Source organism: Dickeya oryzae (genome assembly GCF_009372235.1).
In the GTDB taxonomy this organism is placed as follows: Bacteria; Pseudomonadota; Gammaproteobacteria; order Enterobacterales; family Enterobacteriaceae; genus Dickeya; species Dickeya oryzae.
Map to the genome: position 1 here is coordinate 302844 of NZ_SULL01000006.1, position 24236 is coordinate 327079.

The window sequence follows — 24236 nt, forward strand, 5'->3', positions numbered from 1 at the left end:
AACCACAGGTATCGCCCTGACACGCGATACCTGTTTTCGACTGGTGACTCACCCCACCTGTACCGACATCATGCTGAGCGACCCCATCACAATACCGTCTGTCGGCGTCGATATCGGCTCCTGACCATTCCAACTGCCCAGAACATACAGCAATGGCAGAAAATGATCCGGCGTCGGGTTAGACAGCGCGGCATCATTGTGTTGCATGAAATTCACCAGTGGGTGTTCCGCCTCATCCCCCTGCCAGCGCAGATTGCTGCGAACAAAATCGTTAAACGAGGTTGCCCAGCTATAAGGCGAACCATCGCCGCTCCACTTAATCATCCGCAGGTTGTGCACCACGTTGCCGCTGGCGACGATCATAATGCCTTCATCACGCAACGCAGCCAGTTTACGGCCCAACTCATAGTGGTAAGCCGGTGGCTTAGTACCATCGACGCTGATCTGTACAACCGGGATATCCGCTTGCGGATACACCTTGATCAGTACCCCCCAGGTGCCGTGGTCCAACCCCCATTCCTGATGATCCGCGTAGACCTCAACCGGCGACAGGACCTCTTGTACCCGTTTCGCCACATCCGGGGCACCAGGTGCAGGGTAGCGAGTATCGAACAATGCCTGTGGGAAGCCACCGAAATCATGAATCGTTCGCGGCTGACTCATCGCCGTTACCGCCGTCACGCGGGTATACCAGTGTGCGGATACCGCTACTATTGCCTTCGGACGTGGCAGGGTTTCACCCAGTTTATGCCAGGCCTGTGTGTGTTCATTGTCTTCCAGCGCATTCATCGGGCTCCCGTGGCCCAGAAACAGTGCCGGCATCCGGGAAATACTCATAACGATATCCTTAGTAACAGTATGGGTAGCGAGTACCGATAGTGACTACTTTACCCCTCCTGTTTCGTCGATACAGTCGGATAACCATGATGATGATTGTCAATAAATTTGACGATTTAGCTGTATCACCGGAGAAAGACATAAAAAAACCCCGCCGATTGGCAGGGTTCTGAAAGAGTGAAGTTGACCGATAAGCCGGGTTCTGTCGTGGACAGTCATTCATCTAGGCCAGAGCTCGCGCGCTGGCTCAAGCAGCCTACCCGGGTTCAGTACGGGCCGTACCATGTGAACCCCTATTTGGCCTTGCTCCGGGTGGAGTTTACCGTGCCACGGACTGTTACCAGCCGCGCGGTGCGCTCTTACCGCACCCTTTCACCCTTACCTGATCCCGCTTACGCGGGCCATCGGCGGTTTGCTCTCTGTTGCACTGGTCGTGGGTTTCCCCCCCAGGCGTTACCTGGCACCCTGCCCTATGGAGCCCGGACTTTCCTCCCCTCCGCCCGTCTCCCCCTAACGGAGGACGACGACGAAGCGGCGACTGTCTGGTCAACTTCGGCGCGGATAATAGGACAAATTGTCCTACTTGTCATCTTCCGATGCACCGTCACCGTTTTCTTGTTCCAGCCCATAACGGTAAAGCGCGTTCTTTTTCACACCGTGAATCTCTGCCGCCAGCGCCGCCGCTTTCTTCAGCGGCAATTCTGCCCGCAACAGTTGCAGAGTGCGCAACACCGCCGCAGGCAAGGCATCGTCGTCAGGCTGATGCCCTTCCACAATCAATACCATCTCACCTTTACGGCGGTTCTCGTCTTCCTGTACCCAGGCCAACAACGCCCCCACCGGCGCGCCGTACAGCGATTCCCAGGTTTTGGTCAGTTCCCGTGCCAGCACCACGTAGCGATCCGCCCCCCACACCTCAACCATATCCTGCAAGCTATCCAGCAGCCGGTGGGTTGATTCGTAGAAAATCAGCGTGCGCGTCTCTTCCTGCAAATCACGCAATGTGTCTTTACGCGCTTTAGTTTTTGCTGGCAGGAAACCTTCATAACAAAAGCGGTCCGATGGCAAACCGGCGGCAGACAGCGCTGTGATAGCCGCACACGGCCCCGGCAACGGCACAACGCGCACGCCAGCCTCGCGGCATCGCCGAACCAGATGGTAACCGGGGTCGTTAATCAACGGCGTCCCCGCATCCGACACCAGCGCAATACTCATGCCTTGCTGCAATCTGGCTAGCAATTGTTCTGCCTTTTGCTGCTCATTGTGGTCATGGAGTGCGAACAGGCGCGCATTAATTGCGAAATGTTGTAACAATAAACCAGTATGCCGGGTATCTTCTGCTGCAATAAGATCAACCTGTTGCAGTACCGTCAACGCTCGCTGCGTGATATCCGCCAGATTGCCGATAGGCGTGGGAACAATGTACAGCGTAGAGGCGGAAATCTGAGCTTGTTGGTCTTGATTCATTGTTTCATCCGGTTTGCCGATTTAATATTGAGCATCGTTAAAACATCACTGGATACAGTATGCTTCCGTTAAATTCTGTCCGTACCCATGCAGGTCGTCTGGTTCCTGTTATGCTGGCGGCTCTGTTTCTCGCTGGCTGTCCCAGCCAGGCCCCACAAGGCACCGCGCCCCAACAACGCGTGGAGAGCAAAGCCGGCGCATCTTCCGACTACTACCTGCAGCAGATGCAGCAAAGTGGTGATGATAGCAAGGCTGACTGGCAATTACTTGCGATTCATGCCCTGATTCAGGAAGGCAAACTCCCGCAAGCGGGCAACCAGTTAAGCGCATTGCCGTCGCAGTTAAGCGACAAACAGCGCCAGGAGCAACGTCTGCTGACAGCTGAACTGGCCGTCGCGCAGAACGACATGAACGCGGCGAACACCACGCTGGCACAGCTGGACGTGAAATCGCTCTCTCCCCAACAGCAGGAACGCTACTACCAGACACAAATCAACGCCGCTCAGGGTCACTCGTCTCTGACGCTGATCCGTGCTTATATCGGGCTGGAGCCGCTGCTACAAGGGGATGCGCATCAGCGCAATATAGACCAAACCTGGACGGCATTAACCCAGCTAACCCAGCAGGATCTCGGTTCGATGGTCATCAACGTCGACGAATATACCCTGCAAGGCTGGCTGGATCTGCTGAACCTCTGGCAGACCAAAGCACAAGTCCCGGCTGACCTGCAAGCCGCCATCGCAGACTGGAAGAAACGTTATCCACGCCACCCGGCGGCTAAACAACTGCCGTCACAGTTAGGCGGTACCCCGCCAGCAGCGACAGCAACGCCTGCCGGAGAAACCGCCCCTGCGGGCAGTAACGCTATCGCGCTGCTGCTGCCGTTAAACGGGCAGGCACAGGTCTTCGCGAATGCGATTCAGCAAGGTTTTAGCGCGGCCAGAAGCGGCCAGGCATCGCTGGCAATGCCGGCACAACCCGCCCAGATCGCGCAAGCGGCGAATATCGCCACTGCTGGAGCGTCAGCCACAGTGACCCCAAATGGCACGATGCCGTCTACCCCGGCAACCTCTGCGCCAGCACCTGCTGCTACCGCCACGGCAACCGCAATGCCAATGGCAACGGCAACGGCAACGGCAACGGCAACGACAGCGTCAGCGTCAGCGTCAGCCAGCACGATTCCGGTGAAAGTCTATGACACCTCCAATCAGCCGCTGGCCAACGTAATAGCCCAGGCGCAAAAAGACGGTGCGACGACTATCGTCGGTCCGCTGCTTAAAAACGAAGTGGAACAACTGCCGAGACTCAACCCATCACTGAATGTGCTGGCACTTAACCAGCCGGAACAGGTCCAGCCGAATGCCAACATCTGTTATTTCGCGCTGTCACCGGAAGACGAAGCGGCCGATGCCGCCGAGTTCATCCACAAACAGGGCAAGCAACACCCACTGATTCTGGCCCCACGCGGTAATCTGGGTGACAGGGTAGTGGCGGCTTTCGCCAAATCCTGGCAACAGCAGTCAGGCAGTGTGGTCCTGCAACAGCGCACTGGCGGCGTGTATGACCTGAAACAGGCGATCAATAGCGGCGCAGGCCTTCCGCTCAATGGACAACCAGTGATAACCGCCACGTCGTCACCGTCATCGTCTACCACCGTTGGCGGTCTGACTATCCCGAATCAGGCACCACCAATAGCCAACGTCACCAGCGACGGTAACGTGGATGCGGTTTACATCATCGCCACACCTGATGAACTCACCCTGATCAAGCCGATGATCGACATGCGTAACAAAGGCGCGCTGCACCCGGCACTCTACGCCAGTTCACGCAGCTTTCAGGCAGGTCTGGGGCCAGACTTCCGGTTTGAAATGGAAGGGCTGCAATTTAGCGATATTCCGTTGCTGACCGGAGCCAGCCCAGCGTTGATGCAACAAGTCAGCACCCAGTTCCGTAACGACTATTCTCTGGTACGGCTGTTCGCAATGGGGATGGATGCCTGGAAACTGGCCAGCAACTTTGCACAGTTGCACCAGCCAGGAAGTTCGATTTCCGGTGCGACCGGTATACTGAGTACCACGCCGGATTGTGTCGTCAAACGTAAACTCACCTGGCTGCAGTTCCGTCAGGGACAACTGGTGCCCGCCTCCTGAATCGGCGTAACACCGGCGATCGCTACGAACAATTAGCCCGACGCCACCTCGAACGCGCCGGGCTGATTTTTGTCGCCGCTAACGTGACAGTACGCGGCGGCGAACTGGATTTGATCATGCGCGATGGCAACAGTTGGGTATTTGTCGAGGTGCGTTATCGCCGTAACAGCAATTTTGGCGGTGCAGCGGCCAGTATCACCCGGCAAAAACAGCGATCGTTGCTACACGCCGCGTCAGTCTGGTTGGCCCGTCAGGGTACCAGTCTCGACTCCACGGATTGCCGCTTTGATGTTCTGGCGGTGACCGGCTCGCAGGTGGAATGGTTGCCTAATGCGTTTGGGCAACCTGATTAACACCATGAATATTCAACACACGATGAATGTTCAACACACCACGATTTTCAACTTCAAAACAGGTTAACAGAACGTGCTGGAGAGAATTAAAGTCTGTTTCACGGAAAGCATCCAAACCCAGATTGCTGCGGCAGAAGCACTGCCGGACGCCATTTCACGCGCGGCGCTGGCCATGGTGCAATCACTGCTCAATGGCAACAAAATCCTGTGCTGTGGTAACGGTACCTCTGCCGCCAACGCACAGCATTTTGCCGCCAGTATGATTAATCGTTTTGAAACCGAACGGCCTAGTCTGCCTGCGATTGCACTTAATGCTGATAACGTGGTCTTAACCGCTATCGCCAACGATCGCTTGCATGAAGAGGTCTATGCCAAGCAGGTGCGGGCGCTGGGTCAGGCTGGCGATGTCTTGCTGGCGATATCTACGCGCGGCAACAGCCGCGATATCGTCAAAGCGGTAGAAGCCGCCGTTACGCGTGACATGACTATTGTAGCGCTGACCGGCTACGATGGTGGTGAGCTGGCGGGTTTACTGGGGCAGCAGGATGTGGAAATTCGCATCCCGTCGCACCGTAGCGCCCGTATTCAGGAAATGCATATGCTAACTGTCAATTGTTTGTGCGATTTGATTGATAACACGCTTTTTCCACACCAGAACGATTAAGGAGCACCCCATGAGGATCTACCCTTGTATTGCCCTGCTGTCTGCTTGTCTGATGCTGCAAGGCTGTATTGGTGCTGTCGCGATTGGTAGCGCGGCGGTTGCAACCAAATCCGCGACCGACCCCCGGACTGTCGGCACCCAGGTAGACGACGGAACGCTGGAGGTCAGGGTATCTAACGCGCTGAGTAAGGATGCGCAATTAAGCAAAGAAGCGCGGGTCTCCGTCACCGCTTATCAGGGCAAGGTTCTGCTGACCGGTCAGGCACCCACTACCGAACTGGCAAGCAGAGCGAAACAGATAGCGATGGGCGTGGAAGGTACCGTCGAAGTGTATAACGAAATTCGTAAGGGTACGCCGATCTCACTGGGCACCGCCTCCATGGATACCTGGATAACCACCAAAGTGCGCTCTCAGTTGCTAACCAGCGACCTGGTGAAATCCTCCAATGTGAAGGTCACCACCGAAAATGGCGAAGTCTTTTTGCTGGGTATGGTGACTCGCCGTGAAGCGACGTCAGCCGCCCAGATAACCAGTAAGGTCGGTGGCGTCAAACATGTAACGACCGCGTTCAGCTATCTCGACTAACCCATAACGCTTTACATGGCGGCCACGTACTGGCCGCCATGACCATTCGACATAAAACCTTCGGTAAACACCGCTTCGATATTCTGCTGACAGCACGTTCTTGTCAGTCATTCTTTCTTGCTTAATGATGATGTCATTACCTGTCTCCCAAAGGGGGCAACGCCAATAACCAAAGACTTCGCCGGGCATCTACACTGGCGGGGACATCGGTTTTCGCCTCCGCGTCGCCGGTCAACAATGGCGTAAACCCGGCCTGTTGGATAACAGCCCGATAACGGAGAGCACCGATAGCCCGTTCGGCCTGCAGCATCAGTGGAATTAACGGACTACCGTCGCGACGTTCACGTCCTATCGTCTTATAAGGCCAGGATCTGGACGCATCCAAATAAGGGGCCACGAAATCGAGCGCAGACAGCAGACTCTCCCCTTGAGGTGTCTGATACCGCCACAGATTTTCGCCATATTTCTCTGCGAGGATCGCCATCCCACTGACAGCCTGCAAATTGAACACGCTATAATGGAACGACCGGGTTCGTGCCAGTTCCTCTGGTTGCGCCCCGCCAGCCGCCAATTGATGGTCGAGCTTTTGTCGCTGTAATGCCACCATGGCCTTTACTGTTTCCGTCTGCCCCAGATAGGCCGCGATACCCGCCACCTGCACCGCATACCAGCTACCGTGATTATTCTTTGCTGCCGCTTCCTGCTTGCCGTGATGGCTTGTCAGCAGCCAGTGCAGGTACTCCGTCATCCACTGACGCATCAGCTTATCGTCATTGGCACTCCACCCCGGAGCCTGCTGCACGATGGCTAACGCATCCACAATACGGGTAGCGAAAAAACGCCCATCAAGGACACCCGCGCCGCGCCCCTCATTCCTGCCCGGAATCGCTTGTGCATAATTCAGGTTAGGGTTCATCCGCGTATCAGGCGTGATAAACCAGGTACGAATCATGGAAATGGCTTTATTGGCATATTCAGGTCGTTCCGAGAAATACCAGGCCAGTGCCAGCACATGTACCCTATCGGTAAACGTCGCCAGACGGACAGCATCGGTCTGTTCACCCTTGGTCGCCGGATTCACCTTACCGTCATGTCGCACCCAAGGCAGGCCGTCCTTTTGCTGGGGAGAAGGCCACCAGTATGCCGCCAGACTCAGATAGTCGTGACGGTCACCCCCCGGCGGTATTGAAAGTTTTTGAGTAACCGTCAGGTCAGGTTTTTTCATCGCGCTGTCCGCTGCCCGCAACAATTGCTGATAAGCAAGTTGCCGCTGTGCCGGTACCGTCTGATTGCGCAATCGCTGTTTTACCTGAGCAAGACTATCCGCATGCAAAAATACATAAGCAGAATTATCGTTTTTGACAGAAGCGGCGTCGGCAGACACCATCAGTCCCCCCAGCAACAGCGATATCAAAAAAGCCATGCCATACCGCATCTTCTATCTCCATTCAGGCTGTTATAATTTCCGAACAGGCCCCTGAAAACGGAAACGGCCTGAGAAAAACACCTGCCGGTTAATCAGGTTTGTTAATAGAGTTTATTCGCTTCCAGAAAGTGCTCTGCGCCGATCCGACCCATTTGACGCAAGATCCATTGCTGGCGTCGTATGACATAACCCGTGGGCTTATTGACGCGATAACGGATAGGATTCGGCAACACTGCCGCCAACAACGCCGCTTCTGACGCTGTTAACCGGCTCGCCGGTTTATTAAAAAATTGCCGCGAGGCCGCTTCAATACCAAAAATTCCAGGCCCGAACTCAGCAATATTCAGGTAAACCGTCAGAATACGACGCTTAGTCCACACCAGTTCCATCGCAACCGTCAAACCAGCTTCAAGGCCTTTACGCAACCAACTGCGCCCATCCCATAACAAGAGATTTTTTACTGTCTGCTGCGACAACGTCGATGCGCCGCGAATACGGTTTTCATACTGCTCGTTATGTTTGAGTGCCGCCGAAATCGCATCGAAATCGAACCCCCAATGCTGGGGAAATTTCTGATCTTCTGCGGCAATCACGGCCAGGGGCGCGACAGCGGCAATGTCATCCATCGCAACCCAATCAGAATGGGCCACATAGCTGAAATCACCACTCAACCAGGCGCTAAGTTGCCTGTCGACCATCACGGCGGAAAAAGGGACCGGCAAAAACGCAAACAGCAGAATTGCCGCCAGCCATATGGCGACGACACCCAGTAAGATACGCCCCACCCAGCGACGTATCGAAACAGCCATGCGTGCCAATCCCCCTTTCTCTGGACGCCCGCCTTGCCTCATTCAGCCAGTTCCAAAACACGTGCCACCAGTTTCTCAATTCCGCTGGCCGCTTCGCTAATCGAGTTAGCCAGCATATAGGCCGGCGTCGTCACAACCTTGTGTGCAACGTCAACAACAATGTCATCCACCGGGCATTCAACATGTACACCACCCATCGCTTCTATCACCTGAGCGGCTCCCATATCGTTACCAATTGTAAGCCGCACAGAGGTATCGAGTAGCTTTGGTAACATGGCCGGCGCGATGCAAATGAAGCCAATTGGTTTATTTTTCTTATGAATTTCACGTGTCAGTATTTTCAGCTCTTTATCAATCTTGCAGTCCGCCCCACGGGTGGCAAAATCACTCAAATTTTTTGCTGCACCGAATCCGCCAGGCACAATCAGCGCATCAAGCTGTTGGGGATCGGCACTGGATAGTGGATGGATTTTTCCGCGTGCAATACGCGCCGACTCCGCTAAAACATTGCGTTTCTCACCACTCACCTCACCGTTCAAGTGATTAACAACGTGCAGCTGTTCTTTATCCGGCGCAAAGCAGACAGCTTCTGCACCAGCGCGATCGATTGCAAGCAGAGTCAAGACAGCTTCGTGAATTTCTGAACCATCATAAACACCACACCCACAGAGTACGACGCCCACTTTTTTCATCAATTATTCCTCATTTCATTACATCAACTAATTGATTTTTTGATTGACAAACACTAATCTACATCACACATTTTAATGATTCTTGTAACAAACAGCGCCATATTTGCTATGGTGTGTGTTGCCAGATGATGGGATTTCAAAAACGCTTGCGTACCAATGACATCTGAGAGCGAACGCAGGTGTACCACTTTCCCTGGTGTTGGCGCATAATTCGCGCACCCCGGCTTCGGTCGGGGTCATTTTTTTTCAGCCTCCGAAACCCAGTTTTTCAATACCTGCACATCCTGTTGCCAGTCGTGTTTCAACTCGTCAATCCATTCCTGTACGTTGTCCCACCATGCAGGTAATGTCGTGGTCTGAATCTGTTGCGCAACCTGTTGCAGATGTTTAAGCCCTACCGAACCCGCGGCCCCTTTGATTTTGTGCCCTTCTTCGGCGATGCCTTTCTGATCACGGGCAGTCATGTTGGAGTCCAGTATCGCCAGATAACCGGGCATCATCTGTTCAAACATGGCCAGGCTCTGGTGAATCAGTTTCGGTCCCACCAGCGTCAGGTACTGTTCCAGCATCGGCACATCCAGAATACGATCATGCAACGACCCGGTATCCACCACCGTGGCTTCCTGTTCCGGTTGCGCATGATGATCCCAGTATTGCTGAATAACGGCGGTCAGCGCCGGCACCGCCAGCGGTTTACTCAGTACGTCGTCCATGCCCGCATCCAGATACTCTTTTTTATCTTTGAGTACGTTCGCCGTCAGCGCGACCAGCGGCGGCATCGACTGCCCGGCATAGCGCTCACGCAGACGGCGCGCCACATCAAGCCCGGTCATGTCCGGCAACTGGATATCCAACAGCACCAAATCGAACTCATCGGGATCGAACATGTCGAGCGCGGCCTGCCCGGTCATCGCCACATCGACGCTGCTACCCAATTTTTCCAATACCGAACGCGCCACTACGACGTTCAGCTCGATATCTTCAACCAACAGCACATGCAGCGCGGGCAGCGGCAGTTCATCCTGCTCATCGTCATCGGGTTCATCACTATCGCCCACAGGTGCCGTTACCGTCAGCGTAAAGCAGGAGCCTTTACCCAGCTCACTGGTGACGTGGATATCGCCGCCCATGCTCTGCGCCAGGCGTTTAGACACCGCCAGCCCGATACCGGTACCAGTAGCCGGTTTACCGCCATGTTGATCTTTGACCTGGTAGTACATGGAGAAGATTTTCTCGAGCTCGTCGGCTGGAATCCCCATACCGGAGTCCTCCACCTCAAAGCGCAGCCGATTGCTTTGTTCATGCCAGACCCGGACCACCACCCGGCCTTCTCGCGTGAATTTCACCGCGTTGCTAAGCAGATTCCACAGGATCTGACGCAACCGGGTGCCGTCAGTAATGATGGTCTTCGGCAACGGCTGATGGAGCTCCATCTCAAGTTGCAGGCCTTTCGGCTGGGCCAGCAATCCACCGAGGTTCTCCAGATCCACCACAAAACCGACAAAATCCACCGGCTGATTATCCAGTTGAACCTTACGTCGTTCCTGTTTATCCATTTCGATGATGTCGTTGAAGATATTGCCAAGCGTAATGGCGCTGACGTGGATGGTTTTCAGGTATTTCTGCTGCTCGGCATCCAAATGGGTATCAAGCAGGATACGACTCAGACCGACAATGCCGTTAAGCGGCGTACGCAGCTCGTGGCTGATTGTAGAGATGAAGGTGGTCTTTTCCCTGCTGGCGTTCTCCAACGCGTCCTGATAGCGCTTACGCTCCGTAATATCGCGACCAAACCCCATGAGCCCATGCCGTTTTCCCATTCGGTCGTAAAACGGCACCTTACGCAGTTCAAAACAGGCTTTGCGTCCATCCGGATAAACCAGCCACTGTTCATAGGTCAATGAAACGTTGTGACGAAACACCTTCTCATCCGTTTCCATGACTTTTTCAGCAATATCGGGGGGGTAAACATCTTTCGGCGTCAGGCCAATCAGTTGCTTCTGGCTTTTGCCTAGCAGCAGTTCCATTGCCCGGTTACAGCCGGAAAACTCTTTATTTTCATTACGGTAGTAGACCAGATCTGGCGAGGCATCAAGAAAGGAGCGCAGCAGCGCCGATTGCTGCTCCAGTTCAACCTGCGCCTGCTCACGACGCGCCATTTCTTCGCGCAACCTGGAAACCATCAGCAATCGGGCTTCTTCCGCCTTGATACGATCGCTAATCTCCTGATTGAGCTGGCTGATGTTACCCTGTAGCTGTTCGTTCAGTTCCTGATCGCGCTGGCGCATTTCTTCCAGTTTGGCCACCAGCCGGGACAGGCGCTGGCGAGACTCTTCAAGCTGTTCGACCACCACCGACAAAAAATAAACCGCCCAGGGCGTGATCAGTAAACCAAAGAAAATAGAACGCACTACGTCGATATTTTCCACCTTGCCGGTGAGCAACAGCGTCACCGCCATTTGTACCACCAGCGCCAGCAAAACCAGCGCCGAGGCCAGTAGCAGGGAAAACCGGACCAACCCCAATTTGACCATTAAATCAACGTAATACTGCGCCAACAGCCTGATTTGCCTCATAACAGTGTTCCTTAGTCGTCAACACGCAAATCATACCGTAAAAAAATCATGTGCGTGGTAAATGAGCGGTCGATTTGCGAGCCGCCACGAAGATGAGAGTGTCGGGTAATGAGAATATTGGTAATACGTGTGTCGAATTTAGCGTGTCAAATAATGAAACGGCTGCCCCAACGCGGAACCTTGCGTCCCATGCTGTTGCAGGTAATCGTGAATGCCGACCATGCCTGTCCAACGGTTTTCGCACCACAATGGAGCCAGTAGCGTCGGACGCCGTGCGCTGGCAGAAATACGGTGGTAAACAATATCGGGCGGGGTGTGACGAATCATCTCACTGGCAATCGCCACATAATGCTCCAGCGGCAAGGCTGTCAGTCGGCCCGCTTGCCAGGCTTTCGCCATCACGCTGCCAGTCACAATATGCAGCGGATGCAATTTAATCCCCTCGACACCGGTTTCAACGACGCGCTGCAACGTCGACAGACAATGTTCGTCGCGCTCACCGGGCAGGCCGACAATCAGGTGGCTGCACACTTTCAGCCCTCTGGCACGGGCACGCTGTGCCGTCTGTTGGTAGCAGGCGAAATCATGCCCGCGATTGATGCGCCGTAATGTCCGGTCATGGGCGCTTTGCAATCCCAACTCCAGCCAGACTTCATACCCTTGCCCATGGTAGTCAGCCAGCAAGTCCAGCACCGTATCCGGTACACAATCCGGCCGGGTGCCGACGCATAACCCCACAATGTCAGCCTGCGCCAGCGCCTGCCGGTACATGGACGCCAGTACCTGCACTTCGGCGTAAGTGCTGGTATACGCCTGAAAATAGGCCAGATAGCGGCTTGCACGGTTGACCTTGCCAGCCTGTGTCGCTAATTGCTCGGCGATACTGCGCTGTTGCATCTGTTCATCCGCAAATGACGCCACATTGCAGAAAGTACAACCACCCCGCCCCAGCGTGCCGTCGCGATTTGGACAGCTAAATCCCCCGTGTAACGTCAATTTATGGATTTTTTCTCCATAACGACGCTGAAGATCCCCACCAAACATATTGATTAATTTTTGCAATTGCATATTCTGATTCTTCATTTCACAAAAAATCAGCCTACCTTTCTCGCCCGTTAACGGCGATGACCCCGATCAATACGCTCCGGTTTATGCAGCTGCATGTTTATTCGTTTTTAATGAAAATAAAATCACATTATTCCTGATTAATTTTTCTTATCCGCGAGGTTCATTCCATTAAAAGATGACCATAAAATGAAAACAGTGTCATAAAGTAAAAAAAAGACACGAAACAGAATAAGATGCCACAAACTAAGACTATCTCAGCATGCAGCCATAAAAACCCGCTATTAGCATAGTGATACAGCTCACAGTTCAACCTATCCCCTGCTCCTGCCAACATCTTCTTTTTATTAATTAAATCCTTTTATTTCATGAGCATAAGCAAATATTATCCCTAAAGTGCCTGCCCGCCATGGGTATTTGACCTGAACAGGGTTTCTCGCTAATTTGGGAATCCGCTGGAAGATTTCCTGACGAGTGAATGTCTCGTCATATTTATGCAGTAAGAAGAAGACTCCCTCATCAAGCAAGTCACATCACTTGTGATACCTTACGAGAGGCCAGATAAAAGAGAGCGGCGCACACCACTGATGTCTTATTGGCGCAGTGAAGGGGTCGCTCGCGGTTAGCGTGCGGTTAACGCGTTATTTACGCAGCCCATTCTGGCAGTGAGGTTGTCGATTGAGGACGTCATACAGAGCCTGGGGAGGTTCACTGAGATATGTTGTACGATGCATCCCATGAAAGAGACAACTGTGGTTTCGGATTGATCGCCCATATAGAAGGTGAACCGAGCCATAAAGTCGTGCGCACGGCAATCCACGCCCTGGCACGCATGCAGCACCGTGGTGCGATTCTTGCCGATGGCAAGACCGGCGATGGATGCGGTTTATTACTCCAGAAACCCGATCGTTTCTTCCGTCTGGTTGCCGAAGAGCAAGGCTGGCGGTTAGCGAACAATTACGCGGTCGGTATGTTGTTCCTCAGCCGGGATGAAGAGAAAGCCCGTGCCACGCGTCGGATTGTAGAAGAAGAACTGCAGAATGAGACGTTATCCGTACTGGGCTGGCGCGAAGTCCCGACCAACCCAGACGTGCTGGGTGAAATCGCCCTATCTTCCCTGCCGTGCATCGAACAGATTTTCGTTAACGCGCCGGCAGGCTGGCGTCCACGTGATATGGAACGCCGTCTGTTTATGGCACGCCGCCGTATCGAGAAGCGCGTTCAGGATAAAGACTTTTACGTTTGCAGCCTGTCCAATCTGGTGAATATCTATAAAGGTCTGTGCATGCCCACAGACTTGCCGCGATTTTATCTGGATCTGGCGGACTTGCGTATGGAATCAGCGATTTGTCTGTTCCATCAGCGCTTCTCCACCAACACGGTGCCACGCTGGCGTCTGGCCCAACCGTTCCGCTATCTGGCGCACAACGGTGAAATAAACACCATCACCGGTAACCGCCAGTGGGCTCGCGCTCGCGCTTACAAATTTAAAACTCCGCTGATCCCTGACCTGTTGGATGCCGCACCGTTTGTTGACGAAAGCGGGTCAGACTCCATGTCGCTGGATAACATGCTGGAACTGTTCCTCGCCGGTGGGATGGACATCGTACGTGCGATGCGTCTGCTGGTGCCACCCGCCTGGCAGAACAACCCGAACATGGACCCAGAGCTGCGCGCTTTCTTCGATTTTAACTCCATGCATATGGAGCCGTGGGACGGCCCGGCTGGTCTGGTGCTGTCTGATGGACGTTACGCAGCCTGTAACCTTGACCGTAACGGCCTGCGCCCGGCGCGCTATGTCATCACCAAAGATAAGCTGATCACCTGTGCCTCCGAAGTGGGTATCTGGGATTACCAGCCTGACGAGGTGGTGGAAAAAGGCCGCGTCGGCCCCGGCGAACTGATGGTCATCGATACCCGTACCGGCCGTATTCTGCATTCGACCGAAACCGACGACGACCTGAAAAGCCGCCATCCCTACAAAGAGTGGATGGAGAAAAACGTTAAACGGCTGGTGCCGTTCGAAGAATTACCAGACGATCAGGTCGGTAGCCGGGAACTGGACAACGCGCTGCTGGAAACCTACCAGAAGCAGTTTGGTTATAGCTTTGAAGAGCTGGATCAGGTCATTCGCGTACTGGGTGAAAACGGTCAGGAAGCAACTGGCTCGATGGGGGATGATACCCCGTTCGCCGTGCTGTCGAGCCGTCCGCGTATCATTTATGATTATTTCCGCCAGCAGTTTGCGCAGGTAACCAACCCACCAATCGACCCGCTGCGCGAATCGCACGTGATGTCGCTCGCCACCTGTATCGGTCGCGAAATGAACGTATTCTGCGAAGCCGAAGGGCAGGCTCATCGCCTGAGCTTCAAATCGCCGATCCTGCTCTACTCCGATTTCATTCAATTGATCAACCAGGATCCCGAGCACTATCGCGCCGAGAAGATCGATATCACTTTCGATCCTAAGCAGCGTTCGTTGCAAGAGACCGTGGAAAAACTGTGTGACGAAGCGGAATACAAAGTCCGTGCCGGTGCGGTATTGCTGGTGCTGACCGACCGCGGTATCGCACAAGACCGTCTGCCAGTGCCAGCCCCCATGGCAGTAGGTGCGATTCAGGCTCGCCTGGTGGAAAAAAGCCTGCGCTGCGATGCCAACATCATCGTGGAAACCGGCAGTGCACGCGATCCGCACCACTTTGCCGTATTACTCGGCTTCGGCGCGACGGCGGTTTACCCATATCTGGCCTATGAGACACTGGCTGGTCTGGTTGATAACCACACCATCGACAAACCGTACCGTACCGTGATGCAGAACTACCGTAACGGCATCAACAAAGGTCTGTACAAGATCATGTCCAAGATGGGGATCTCCACTATCGCCTCTTACCGCTGTTCGAAGCTGTTCGAAGCGGTGGGTCTGCATCAGGATGTGTCATCCCGTTGCTTCCAGGGCGTAGTGAGCCGTATTGGCGGTGCCAGTTTCAGCGATTTTGAGCAGGACCTGCAAAACCTGTCCAAACGTGCCTGGCTCAAGCGCCAAAAACTCGATCAGGGTGGTCTGCTCAAATTCGTCTATGGCGGTGAATACCACGCCTACAACCCTGATGTGGTGAAAACACTGCAAACCGCGGTTCACAGCGGCAACTATCAGGATTACCAGCAGTACGCCAAACTGGTTAACGAGCGTCCGGCATCGATGCTGCGTGACCTGCTGGCAGTGCAACCTCAGGCAGGCTCAGCAATTCCGCTGGAACAGGTTGAGCCGGACTCTGAGCTGTTTAAACGCTTTGACACCGCCGCCATGTCTATCGGTGCCCTGAGCCCTGAAGCGCATGAATCGCTGGCAGAAGCCATGAACAGTCTGGGCGGCTTTTCCAACTCCGGTGAAGGCGGCGAAGACCCGGCGCGCTACGGCACCAATAAAGTGTCTCGTATCAAGCAGGTGGCTTCCGGTCGCTTTGGTGTGACCCCAGCCTATCTGGTCAATGCCGACGTTATTCAGATCAAAGTGGCGCAAGGTGCTAAACCGGGTGAAGGTGGTCAGTTACCAGGCGATAAAGTCACCCCGTATATCGCACGTCTGCGTTATTCCGTACCGGGCGTGACCCTGATTTCGCCACCGCCGCACCATGATATTTATTCTATCGAAGATCTGGCGCAGTTGATTTTCGACCTGAAACAGGTCAACCCGAAGGCGATGATTTCAGTCAAGCTGGTGTCCGAACCGGGCGTCGGCACCATCGCTACCGGCGTGGCTAAAGCCTATGCTGACCTTATCACCATCGCTGGCTATGACGGTGGTACCGGTGCCAGCCCGCTGACGTCGGTGAAATACGCCGGTTGTCCGTGGGAACTGGGCCTGGTAGAAACCCAGCAGGCGCTGGTGGCTAACGGCCTGCGTCATAAGATTCGCCTGCAAGTGGATGGTGGTCTGAAAACCGGTCTGGATATCGTGAAAGCGGCGATTCTGGGTGCGGAGAGCTTCGGCTTCGGTACTGGCCCGATGGTGGCGCTGGGTTGTAAATACCTGCGTATCTGTCACCTGAACAACTGCGCTACCGGCGTGGCAACACAGGATGACAAACTGCGCCGCGACCACTATCACGGCCTTCCGGAACGTGTCGTTAACTACTTCACCTTCATCGCCCGCGAAACCCGCGAGTTGATGGCGGAACTGGGCGTAAGCCGTCTGGTAGACCTGATCGGCCGTACCGATTTACTGGTCGAACTGGATGGCATCACCGCCAAGCAGAACAAACTGGATCTGTCGCCGTTGCTGCACACCGTTGCACCGCAACCCGGCAAAGCACTGTACTGCACCGAAGGCAACCCGTCGTTTGACAAGGGGCTGTTGAATAAAGAGCTGATCGCACAGGCTCAGGCGCATGTCGATGCCAGACAGAGCAAAGCGCTCTATTTCGACATCCGCAATACCGACCGCTCTGTCGGGGCCACCTTGTCCGGCATGATCGCAGAAAAACATGGTGACCAGGGCCTGGCGAGCGACCCGATCAAAGTCAATTTCACCGGTACCGCAGGCCAGAGCTTCGGCGTCTGGAACGCAGGCGGTGTTGAGCTGGCCCTGACCGGCGATGCTAACGACTATGTGGGTAAAGGTATGGCGGGTGGTGTTATCTCCGTACGTCCGCCGGTGGGTTCAGCCTTCCGCAGTCACGAAGCCAGCATCATCGGTAACACCTGCCTGTACGGCGCAACCGGCGGCAAACTGTTCGCGGCTGGTCGTGCTGGCGAGCGTTTCGCCGTGCGTAACTCCGGTGCCATCACCGTGGTAGAAGGTATCGGTGATAACGGCTGCGAATACATGACTGGCGGTATCGTCTGCATCCTTGGCCGCACCGGCGTCAACTTTGGCGCAGGCATGACCGGCGGCTTCGCCTACGTGCTGGATGAAGACGGCGAATTCCGTAAGCGCGTCAACCCTGAACTGGTTGAAGTGCTGGATGTGGAAAACCTGGCGATTCACGAAGAACACCTGCGCGGGCTGATTACCGAGCACGTCCAGCACACCGGTTCGCAGCGTGGTGAGGAAATTCTTGCCAACTGGCCGACCTGGGCTTCGAAGTTTTCGTTGGTCAAACCGAAGTCAAGTGATGTGAAAGCGTTGTTGGGTCATCGTAGTCGTTCCGCAGCGGAGCTGCGGGTACAGGCGCAGTAAGAGGTCATCATGAGTCAGAATGTTTATCAGTTTATCGACTTACAGCGCGTTGATCCGCCCAAGAAACCGCTGAAGATTCGTAAAATCGAGTTTGTTGAAATTTACGAGCCATTCTCGGAAAGCCAGTCCAAAGCCCAGGCAGATCGCTGCCTGGCTTGCGGCAACCCCTACTGCGAATGGAAATGCCCGGTCCATAACTACATCCCGAACTGGCTGAAGCTGGCGAATGAGGGACGGATTATTGAAGCCGCTGAGCTGTCTCACCAGACGAACAGCCTGCCGGAAGTATGCGGCCGCGTCTGCCCGCAGGATCGCCTGTGTGAAGGCTCTTGCACACTGAATGACGAATTCGGTGCCGTCACTATCGGTAACATCGAGCGCTACATCAACGATAAAGCCATCGAAATGGGCTGGCGTCCGGATGTTTCGTCAGTCCAGCCAACCGGCAAGCGTGTGGCGATTATCGGTGCTGGTCCTGCCGGGCTGGCTTGTGCCGACGTTCTGATCCGTAACGGCGTGAAAGCGGTGGTCTATGATCGTCATCCAGAAATCGGCGGCTTGCTGACCTTCGGTATCCCGGCATTCAAGCTGGAAAAAGAGGTGATGACCAAGCGCCGCGAAATCTTCACGGAGATGGGCATCGACTTTCACCTGAATACGGAAGTCGGCAAAGACGTCCAGTTGAACGACTTACTGGCAGAATATGACGCCGTGTTCCTGGGTGTCGGTACTTATCAGTCAATGAGCGGCGGGCTGGAAAACGAAGACGCGCCGGGCGTATACGATGCTCTGCCGTTCCTGATTGCCAATACCAAGAACCTGATGGGCTTCGAAACCAGCGAACAGGAACCGTATATCTCGATGCAGGGCAAACGTGTCGTCGTCCTCGGTGGCGGCGATACGGCGATGGACTGTGTGCGTACCTCGATTCGTCAGGGAGCAACGCATGTCACTTGTGCCTATCGTCGTGATGAAGAAAACATGCCGGGCTCCAAGCGCGAAGTGAAAAATGCGCGCGAAGAAGGTGTAGAGTTCCGCTTCAACCTCCAGCCGCTCAGTATTGAAATCAACGGCGCTGGTAAAGTGTGCGGTGTACGCATGATCCGTACCGAGCTGGGTGCACCGGATGCTAACGGCCGTCGTCGTCCTGAACCGGTTGAAGGTTCCGAGCACGTGCTGGAAGCCGATGCGGTTATCATGGCGTTTGGTTTCCGCCCGCATAAAATGGCATGGCTGGCGGATCATGGCGTGGAGCTGGACACTCAGGGTCGTATCATCGCTCCGGAACAGAGCAACAGTGCCTTCCAGACATCAAACCCGAAAATCTTCGCCGGTGGCGATGCGGTACGTGGTTCTGATCTGGTGGTAACCGCGATAGCCGAAGGCCGTAAAGCGGCTGATGGCATCATGAACTATCTGGAAGTGTAATGACTTTCTGACACATCAAAGGCGGCTACGGCCGCCTTTATGCTTTCCAATGCTGGTTGTTTTCCCTCATCAGGAATTCGTATTACTTTTTATATAAATCAATGATGTCCTGTTCGGTCATCGTTGGGGTTTGCTGTACGAAATCGTAATAATCAGGCTTGTTATCAATGTAGACCTGCGAAGCCAGCTTTTGTGGGACATTGGGGAATAGCCCGGCGGAAATTGAATAGATTTCCGGTTTAAGCAGCCGATAAAACAGGTGGGTTCCACATGTGCGGCAAAAAGCACGCTCCGCCCAGTCGGAAGAACGGTACCGTCCGATATGCTCTTCCCCCTCAAGAGTCACCCCTTGCTGAGTTTCAATCGCCATCAACGGCCCACCTCCCCATGTCCGGCACATACTGCAATGACAGACATACACATCATGCGTACATGACTCAGGAACCGTTATCGTTACTGCACCGCATAAACAGCGGCCTTGACTGGTTTTCATCACATTCTCCTTCGATTAAATACGAGACTGACAATGGATAAACCCGTTACCAGACAGCAAAGACATTATGGACCTTATCGGCTTTATGGACCTTTCATTCGGATAATACTTTCATTCGGGCATTAAAAAAGGCACGTTACCGTGCCTTTTTTATCAGTGCGATTATTTGACCACCCGCAGGGAAGGCCGACCACCTCTTGGTGGCGAGGGCGGCTCGTCATCTGGCTGCGGCTCGCTCTCAACGGCGGGAGAAGAAGGTTCATTGTCCACCACCGACATCAGTGTTGGTCTGGATTCCTCTTCAGAATGGGGCTGCACGCCAAACTCTTCGACAATTTCGTAAGCAGGCTCGGGTTCAAACATCGTACCCGCGCCATTTTCACGCGCATAGATAGCCATCACCGACGCCATCGGGACAAACACCTGGCGGGGAACGCCGCCAAAACGCGCATTAAAGCGCACGCTGTCATCAGCCAGTTCGAGATTGCCTACCGCACGCGGTGCAATATTCAGGACAATCTGCCCATCACGGGCAAACTCCATCGGTACCTGCACGCCGGGAACGGTCACATCGACAACCAGATGCGGCGTTAATTGGTTGTCCAGCAACCAGTCATAAAAAGCCCGTAATAAATAGGGACGGCGTGGAGAGAGCTGAGACAACGTCATGCCATTACCCTCTGGACTGCAACCGAATTTCGCGCTCAACTTCAGTCAACGACGCGAGGAAGGCATCACGTTCGAACACACGGGTCATATAACCCTTCAGTTCTTTGGCACCAGAACCACTCAACTCAATACCCAGCAGCGGCAGACGCCACAACAACGGCGCCAGATAGCAATCCACCAGGCTGAACTCTTCACTCATGAAATAAGGTGCTTCGTTGAAAACCGGGGCGATAGCCAGCAGTTCTTCACGCAATTGCTTGCGTGCCGCTTCCGCATCCTGAGCATTGCCAGTCTGGATGGTTTTCATCAGCGAATACCAATCCTGCTCAATGCGGTGCATCATCAGACGGCTGTTACCACGCGCCACCGGATAAACCGGCATCAGCGGCGGGTGCGGGAAACGCTCATCCAGGTATTCCATGATGATACGTGATTCATACAACGTCAGTTCACGGTCAACCAGTGTCGGCACAGAGCCGTAGGGATTAAGGTCGATAAGATCCTGCGGCAGATTATCCATGTCCACCTGTTCAATCTCGACACTTACCCCTTTCTCGGCCAGTACAATGCGGACCTGATGGCTAAAAATGTCGGACAGACCAGAAAACAGCGTCATCACCGAACGTTTGTTGGCAGCGACAGCCATGAAAACCTCCAAGTTATCGAAAAAATACGGCGAACAACCGATCGAATATGATCCTGCTGGCCTTGCCGCGTTTAGGCTTCCCCAAGGGGGAGAAAGCGGACGACATCCGTCGTTCTGTTAAAATCACTTGCTGGCGAACAGGCACAAAACCGGCCAATAGTGTATCAGATTCTGTTTGTTTTGTGGGGGGATAAGCGTGTTTTCATGGCTAACCCACGGTAATCACAGCATATTTTTTCCACAGGTGATGTCAGGACGAAAAAAAACCCGGTGACAGGCACCGGGCTTTTCTGCGTTGATTTCGCTGCCAGGCAGACAGAAATTAACGTTTGGAGTACTGCGGACGACGACGTGCTTTACGCAGACCCACTTTCTTACGTTCAACCTGACGAGCGTCACGAGTAACGAAGCCAGCTTTACGCAGTTCAGAACGCAGGGATTCGTCGTATTCCATCAGAGCGCGGGTGATACCATGACGGATAGCACCGGCCTGACCGGAAATACCACCACCTTTAACGGTGATGTACAGATCCAGTTTACCAACCATATCGACCAGTTCCAGCGGCTGGCGAACGACCATGCGCGCGGTTTCGCGGCCAAAGTACTGTTCCAGAGTACGCTGGTTGATAACGATGTTGCCACTGCCCGGTTTGATAAATACACGAGCGGCGGAGCTTTTGCGGCGACCAGTGCCGTAGTATTGATTTTCAGCCATTGCCTATAATCCCGATTAAATGTCCAGAACTTGCGGTTGCTGTGCCGCGTGATTGTGCTCGTTACCCGCGTAAACTTTCAGTTTACGGTACATAGCACGACCCAGCGGGCCCTTCGGCAGCATGCCTTTAACCGCGATTTCAATTACGCGCTCAGGACGGCGGGCAATCATCTCTTCAAAGGTCGCTTCTTTGATACCACCGATGTGGCCGGTGTGATGGTAGTACATCTTGTCAGAACGTTTGTTGCCGGTTACAGCAACTTTTTCTGCGTTCAGAACGATGATGTAGTCACCGGTATCAACGTGCGGAGTGTATTCCGCTTTGTGCTTGCCGCGCAGACGACGAGCCAGTTCAGTAGCAAGACGGCCAAGAGTTTTGCCGCTCGCGTCAACAACGTACCAGTCGCGTTTTACGGTTTCTGGTTTAGCTGTAAAAGTTTTCATTAAAAGCTTACCCAATTTAAGTTACACGTTGGTGAACACCCAAACGCTTAAATAAATAGTGTTGAGGTTCACACGGCTATCTAGTCCAGCAAACCTACCCCTTCGAATAGCTATTGCCAGCGCGATTAAAGTTTCGGGAAAAAACTTTGTTGTAACGTGGGGTCGCAAGATTATAGAGAAGTCGATCCCAAAGGTCGACTTTTTTCTCTCATAATTTCCTGCACAGCATACAGCGTCTGACACCGTCAATCACGGCTACGGCAAATGCGGCTGGCGCAGGTACTCTTCACTTTGCATTTCCTGTAAACGCGACAGACAGCGCTGATATTCAAACTTCAGATGCTCGCCCTGATAAATCTCAAACATCGGCACCTGGGCAGAAATAATCAGCTTGACCCGACGCTCATAGAATTCGTCTACCAACGCCAGAAAACGGCGTGCCGCGTTCTCATCTTTTACCGCCATCACCGGCACATGGTGCAATAACACCGTGTGGTACAACCGCGATAAGGCGATGTAATCGTTCTGACTGCGCGCATCAAGACACAACGTGGCAAAATCCACCGCCAGCACACCATCCCCCGCGCTCAGTGTTGCCAACGGACGATGATTCACCTCCAGTACCGGGCCTGGCTGGGTGATATCGCGCCCGGACAGACGACGGAACATCGCCTGCATTTCAGCCTCAGTTGCGGCATTGAGTGGTGTCAGGTACAGATGGGCCTGCGTCAGCGTACGCAACCGGTAATCAATACCCGCATCCACATTGAGCACATCACAATGACGTTTGATAAGCTCAATAGCAGGCAGGAAGCGCGCACGCTGCAACCCATTGCGATACAACTCGTCTGGAGGAATATTAGACGTCGCGACCAGCGCAATCCCCCGCGAGAACAATGCTCGCAACAGTTCCGCCAGCAACATGGCGTCGGTAATATCCGAAACGAAAAACTCGTCGAAACACAGAATGTCTGTCTGCGCTTTAAAGCCGTCCGCCACCTTTTCCAACGGGTTTTCCTGACCTTGCAACTGGTTCAGCTCTTCATGCACCCGCAGCATAAAACGGTGGAAATGCAGTCGAAGTTTCCGCTCCGAAGGCAGACTGTGGAAAAACAGGTCCATCAGCCAGGTTTTACCCCGCCCAACCCCGCCCCACATGTACAGACCTTGCACCGGTGTCGGCGTTTTTTCTTTCTGTCCCAACCAACTACGCCATTTCGATATCAGTCCCGGCGTACGGCTTTCGGGTTGTATCCATACCTGCTCCGTCAGCGTCTGATGGATAGCGTTCAAACGGACAACCGTCTGATGCTGCACCTCATCCGGCTGATAGGTCTGCGCCATCAACGCCTGCTGATAAAGTGCCAAAGGGGTTGTTCTCTGCATAGCACAAAATCCCTGAGAAAAATTTCGTTGTATTTTATCGTGCGTTAACGCCGGTTCAGCCCGTGATCGTGAGCGTTACCGCTTCGCAGTACCCACCTACCCGATCAGACCAGATATACAAGGGCTCCACTCCAGCGAGGTTAGCGGTTATAGTGACTATTATTAAGTGAAAAAACCCTACGGGACAACGAAGTCAAAAATAGGAGTCGTTTTATGACCTGGGAGTCTGCGCTGATTGGATTTGTTATCGGTGTCATCATTGGCGCTGTCGCGATGCGGTTCGGTAACCGTAAACTGCGCCAGCAGCAGGTACTGCAAAACGAACTGGAGAAAAACAAAACAGAACTGGAAGAATACCGTCAGGAATTAGTCAGCCATTTTGCCCACAGTGCAGAACTGCTCGACAATATGGCGCGTGATTATCGTCAGCTTTATCAGCATATGGTGAAAAGCTCCAACAACCTGCTGCCGGATGTTCCGATGCAGGATAACCCGTTTCATTATCGCCTGACCGAAGCCGAGTCAGACAATGACCAGGCACCGGTAGATATGCCGCCACGCGACTATTCCGGCAGTGCCTCCGGCCTGCTGCGTGGCACTCGCCCGACAGGCAAATAACCGGCTACGTTTAGCCGACATTGCCACTGTTAT

The 24236-nt window shown here is 53.9% G+C and carries 20 protein-coding genes and 1 other RNA gene; 7 read left to right on the top strand and 14 right to left on the bottom strand.

Going from position 1 to position 24236, the window contains the following annotated elements; genetic code table 11:
• Positions 1 to 48: 48 nt before the first annotated feature.
• From ygiD to rsmI, 3 genes are all read right to left on the bottom strand, one after another.
• Positions 49 to 837, bottom strand: a complete 789-nt coding sequence (gene ygiD / locus FAZ14_RS13280; protein WP_016943076.1) for a 4,5-DOPA-extradiol-dioxygenase — start codon at positions 835 to 837, stop codon at positions 49 to 51.
• A 175-nt stretch (positions 838 to 1012) separates the two neighbouring features.
• Positions 1013 to 1391: RNase P RNA component class A (gene rnpB / locus FAZ14_RS13285), an RNA gene on the bottom strand.
• A 25-nt stretch (positions 1392 to 1416) separates the two neighbouring features.
• Positions 1417 to 2304, bottom strand: a complete 888-nt coding sequence (gene rsmI, locus FAZ14_RS13290) for a 16S rRNA (cytidine(1402)-2'-O)-methyltransferase (RefSeq protein ID WP_016943077.1) — start codon at positions 2302 to 2304, stop codon at positions 1417 to 1419.
• Between the two features lie 59 nt (positions 2305 to 2363).
• Between rsmI and FAZ14_RS13295 the strand changes: the two genes are divergently transcribed.
• The 4 genes from FAZ14_RS13295 (at position 2364) to dolP (ending at position 6057) form a co-directional block, all read left to right on the top strand.
• Positions 2364 to 4454 carry a penicillin-binding protein activator gene (locus FAZ14_RS13295; protein WP_153508684.1) on the top strand — a complete coding sequence of 697 codons (2091 nt, stop codon included), beginning with the start codon at positions 2364 to 2366 and terminating at the stop codon, positions 4452 to 4454.
• Positions 4451 to 4807 (top strand): YraN family protein, encoded by a 357-nt coding sequence (locus tag FAZ14_RS13300; RefSeq protein ID WP_029456538.1) that lies wholly within the window; start codon positions 4451 to 4453, stop codon positions 4805 to 4807. The genes FAZ14_RS13295 and FAZ14_RS13300 overlap by 4 nt, the downstream gene beginning before the upstream one ends.
• A 73-nt stretch (positions 4808 to 4880) precedes the next feature.
• Positions 4881 to 5471: a DnaA initiator-associating protein DiaA gene (gene diaA, locus FAZ14_RS13305; protein ID WP_013316039.1), complete on the top strand. Its 591-nt coding sequence runs from the start codon at positions 4881 to 4883 to the stop codon at positions 5469 to 5471.
• Between the two features lie 10 nt (positions 5472 to 5481).
• Positions 5482 to 6057: a division/outer membrane stress-associated lipid-binding lipoprotein gene (gene dolP, locus FAZ14_RS13310; RefSeq protein WP_016943080.1), complete on the top strand. Its 576-nt coding sequence runs from the start codon at positions 5482 to 5484 to the stop codon at positions 6055 to 6057.
• Between the two features lie 136 nt (positions 6058 to 6193).
• Here the strand turns inward: dolP and FAZ14_RS13315 are convergent, their stop codons facing one another.
• The 5 genes from FAZ14_RS13315 to mnmL all read right to left on the bottom strand — a co-directional run bounded on the left by FAZ14_RS13315 (position 6194) and on the right by mnmL (position 12628).
• Positions 6194 to 7492 carry an alginate lyase family protein gene (locus tag FAZ14_RS13315; protein ID WP_153508685.1) on the bottom strand — a complete coding sequence of 433 codons (1299 nt, stop codon included), beginning with the start codon at positions 7490 to 7492 and terminating at the stop codon, positions 6194 to 6196.
• A 92-nt stretch (positions 7493 to 7584) separates the two neighbouring features.
• Positions 7585 to 8292: a monofunctional biosynthetic peptidoglycan transglycosylase gene (gene mtgA / locus FAZ14_RS13320; protein ID WP_420890251.1), complete on the bottom strand. Its 708-nt coding sequence runs from the start codon at positions 8290 to 8292 to the stop codon at positions 7585 to 7587.
• Positions 8293 to 8330: 38 nt separating this feature from the next.
• Positions 8331 to 8984, bottom strand: coding sequence for an isoprenoid biosynthesis glyoxalase ElbB (gene elbB / locus FAZ14_RS13325; RefSeq protein ID WP_016943083.1), 654 nt, complete (start codon positions 8982 to 8984; stop codon positions 8331 to 8333).
• A 236-nt stretch (positions 8985 to 9220) separates the two neighbouring features.
• Complete coding sequence (arcB, locus tag FAZ14_RS13330; RefSeq protein WP_038926444.1) at positions 9221 to 11560, bottom strand: aerobic respiration two-component sensor histidine kinase ArcB; 2340 nt, start codon at positions 11558 to 11560, stop codon at positions 9221 to 9223.
• Between the two features lie 138 nt (positions 11561 to 11698).
• The gene (gene mnmL / locus FAZ14_RS13335) at positions 11699 to 12628 is read right to left on the bottom strand and encodes a tRNA modification radical SAM protein MnmL/YtqA (protein WP_153508687.1); all 930 of its coding nucleotides are present in this window, start codon (positions 12626 to 12628) and stop codon (positions 11699 to 11701) included.
• Between the two features lie 715 nt (positions 12629 to 13343).
• Here mnmL and gltB point away from each other — a divergent pair.
• Both gltB and FAZ14_RS13345 read left to right on the top strand, forming a co-directional pair.
• On the top strand, positions 13344 to 17804 hold the full coding sequence (gene gltB, locus FAZ14_RS13340) for a glutamate synthase large subunit (protein ID WP_153508688.1): 4461 nt from the start codon (positions 13344 to 13346) through the stop codon (positions 17802 to 17804).
• A 9-nt stretch (positions 17805 to 17813) separates the two neighbouring features.
• The gene (locus tag FAZ14_RS13345; RefSeq protein WP_153508689.1) at positions 17814 to 19232 is read left to right on the top strand and encodes a glutamate synthase small subunit; all 1419 of its coding nucleotides are present in this window, start codon (positions 17814 to 17816) and stop codon (positions 19230 to 19232) included.
• An 82-nt stretch (positions 19233 to 19314) separates the two neighbouring features.
• On the opposite strand, the gene FAZ14_RS13350 is transcribed toward FAZ14_RS13345, so the two are convergent.
• From FAZ14_RS13350 to zapE, 6 genes are all read right to left on the bottom strand, one after another.
• Positions 19315 to 19725, bottom strand: a complete 411-nt coding sequence (locus FAZ14_RS13350; protein WP_029456540.1) for a GFA family protein — start codon at positions 19723 to 19725, stop codon at positions 19315 to 19317.
• A gap of 162 nt (positions 19726 to 19887) precedes the next feature.
• Entirely contained in the window at positions 19888 to 20394 is a 507-nt protein-coding gene (gene sspB, locus FAZ14_RS13355; RefSeq protein WP_153508690.1) for a ClpXP protease specificity-enhancing factor, read from the bottom strand.
• A gap of 4 nt (positions 20395 to 20398) precedes the next feature.
• On the bottom strand, positions 20399 to 21040 hold the full coding sequence (gene sspA / locus FAZ14_RS13360) for a stringent starvation protein SspA (RefSeq protein ID WP_012883054.1): 642 nt from the start codon (positions 21038 to 21040) through the stop codon (positions 20399 to 20401).
• 322 nt (positions 21041 to 21362) lie between these two features.
• Entirely contained in the window at positions 21363 to 21755 is a 393-nt protein-coding gene (gene rpsI / locus FAZ14_RS13365) for a 30S ribosomal protein S9 (RefSeq protein ID WP_012883053.1), read from the bottom strand.
• A 15-nt stretch (positions 21756 to 21770) separates the two neighbouring features.
• Entirely contained in the window at positions 21771 to 22199 is a 429-nt protein-coding gene (gene rplM, locus FAZ14_RS13370; RefSeq protein WP_012883052.1) for a 50S ribosomal protein L13, read from the bottom strand.
• 255 nt (positions 22200 to 22454) lie between these two features.
• Positions 22455 to 23585, bottom strand: coding sequence for a cell division protein ZapE (zapE, locus tag FAZ14_RS13375; protein WP_038926447.1), 1131 nt, complete (start codon positions 23583 to 23585; stop codon positions 22455 to 22457).
• 213 nt (positions 23586 to 23798) lie between these two features.
• Between zapE and zapG the strand changes: the two genes are divergently transcribed.
• Positions 23799 to 24203 carry a Z-ring associated protein ZapG gene (gene zapG / locus FAZ14_RS13380; protein WP_016943091.1) on the top strand — a complete coding sequence of 135 codons (405 nt, stop codon included), beginning with the start codon at positions 23799 to 23801 and terminating at the stop codon, positions 24201 to 24203.
• Positions 24204 to 24236: the final 33 nt, after the last annotated feature.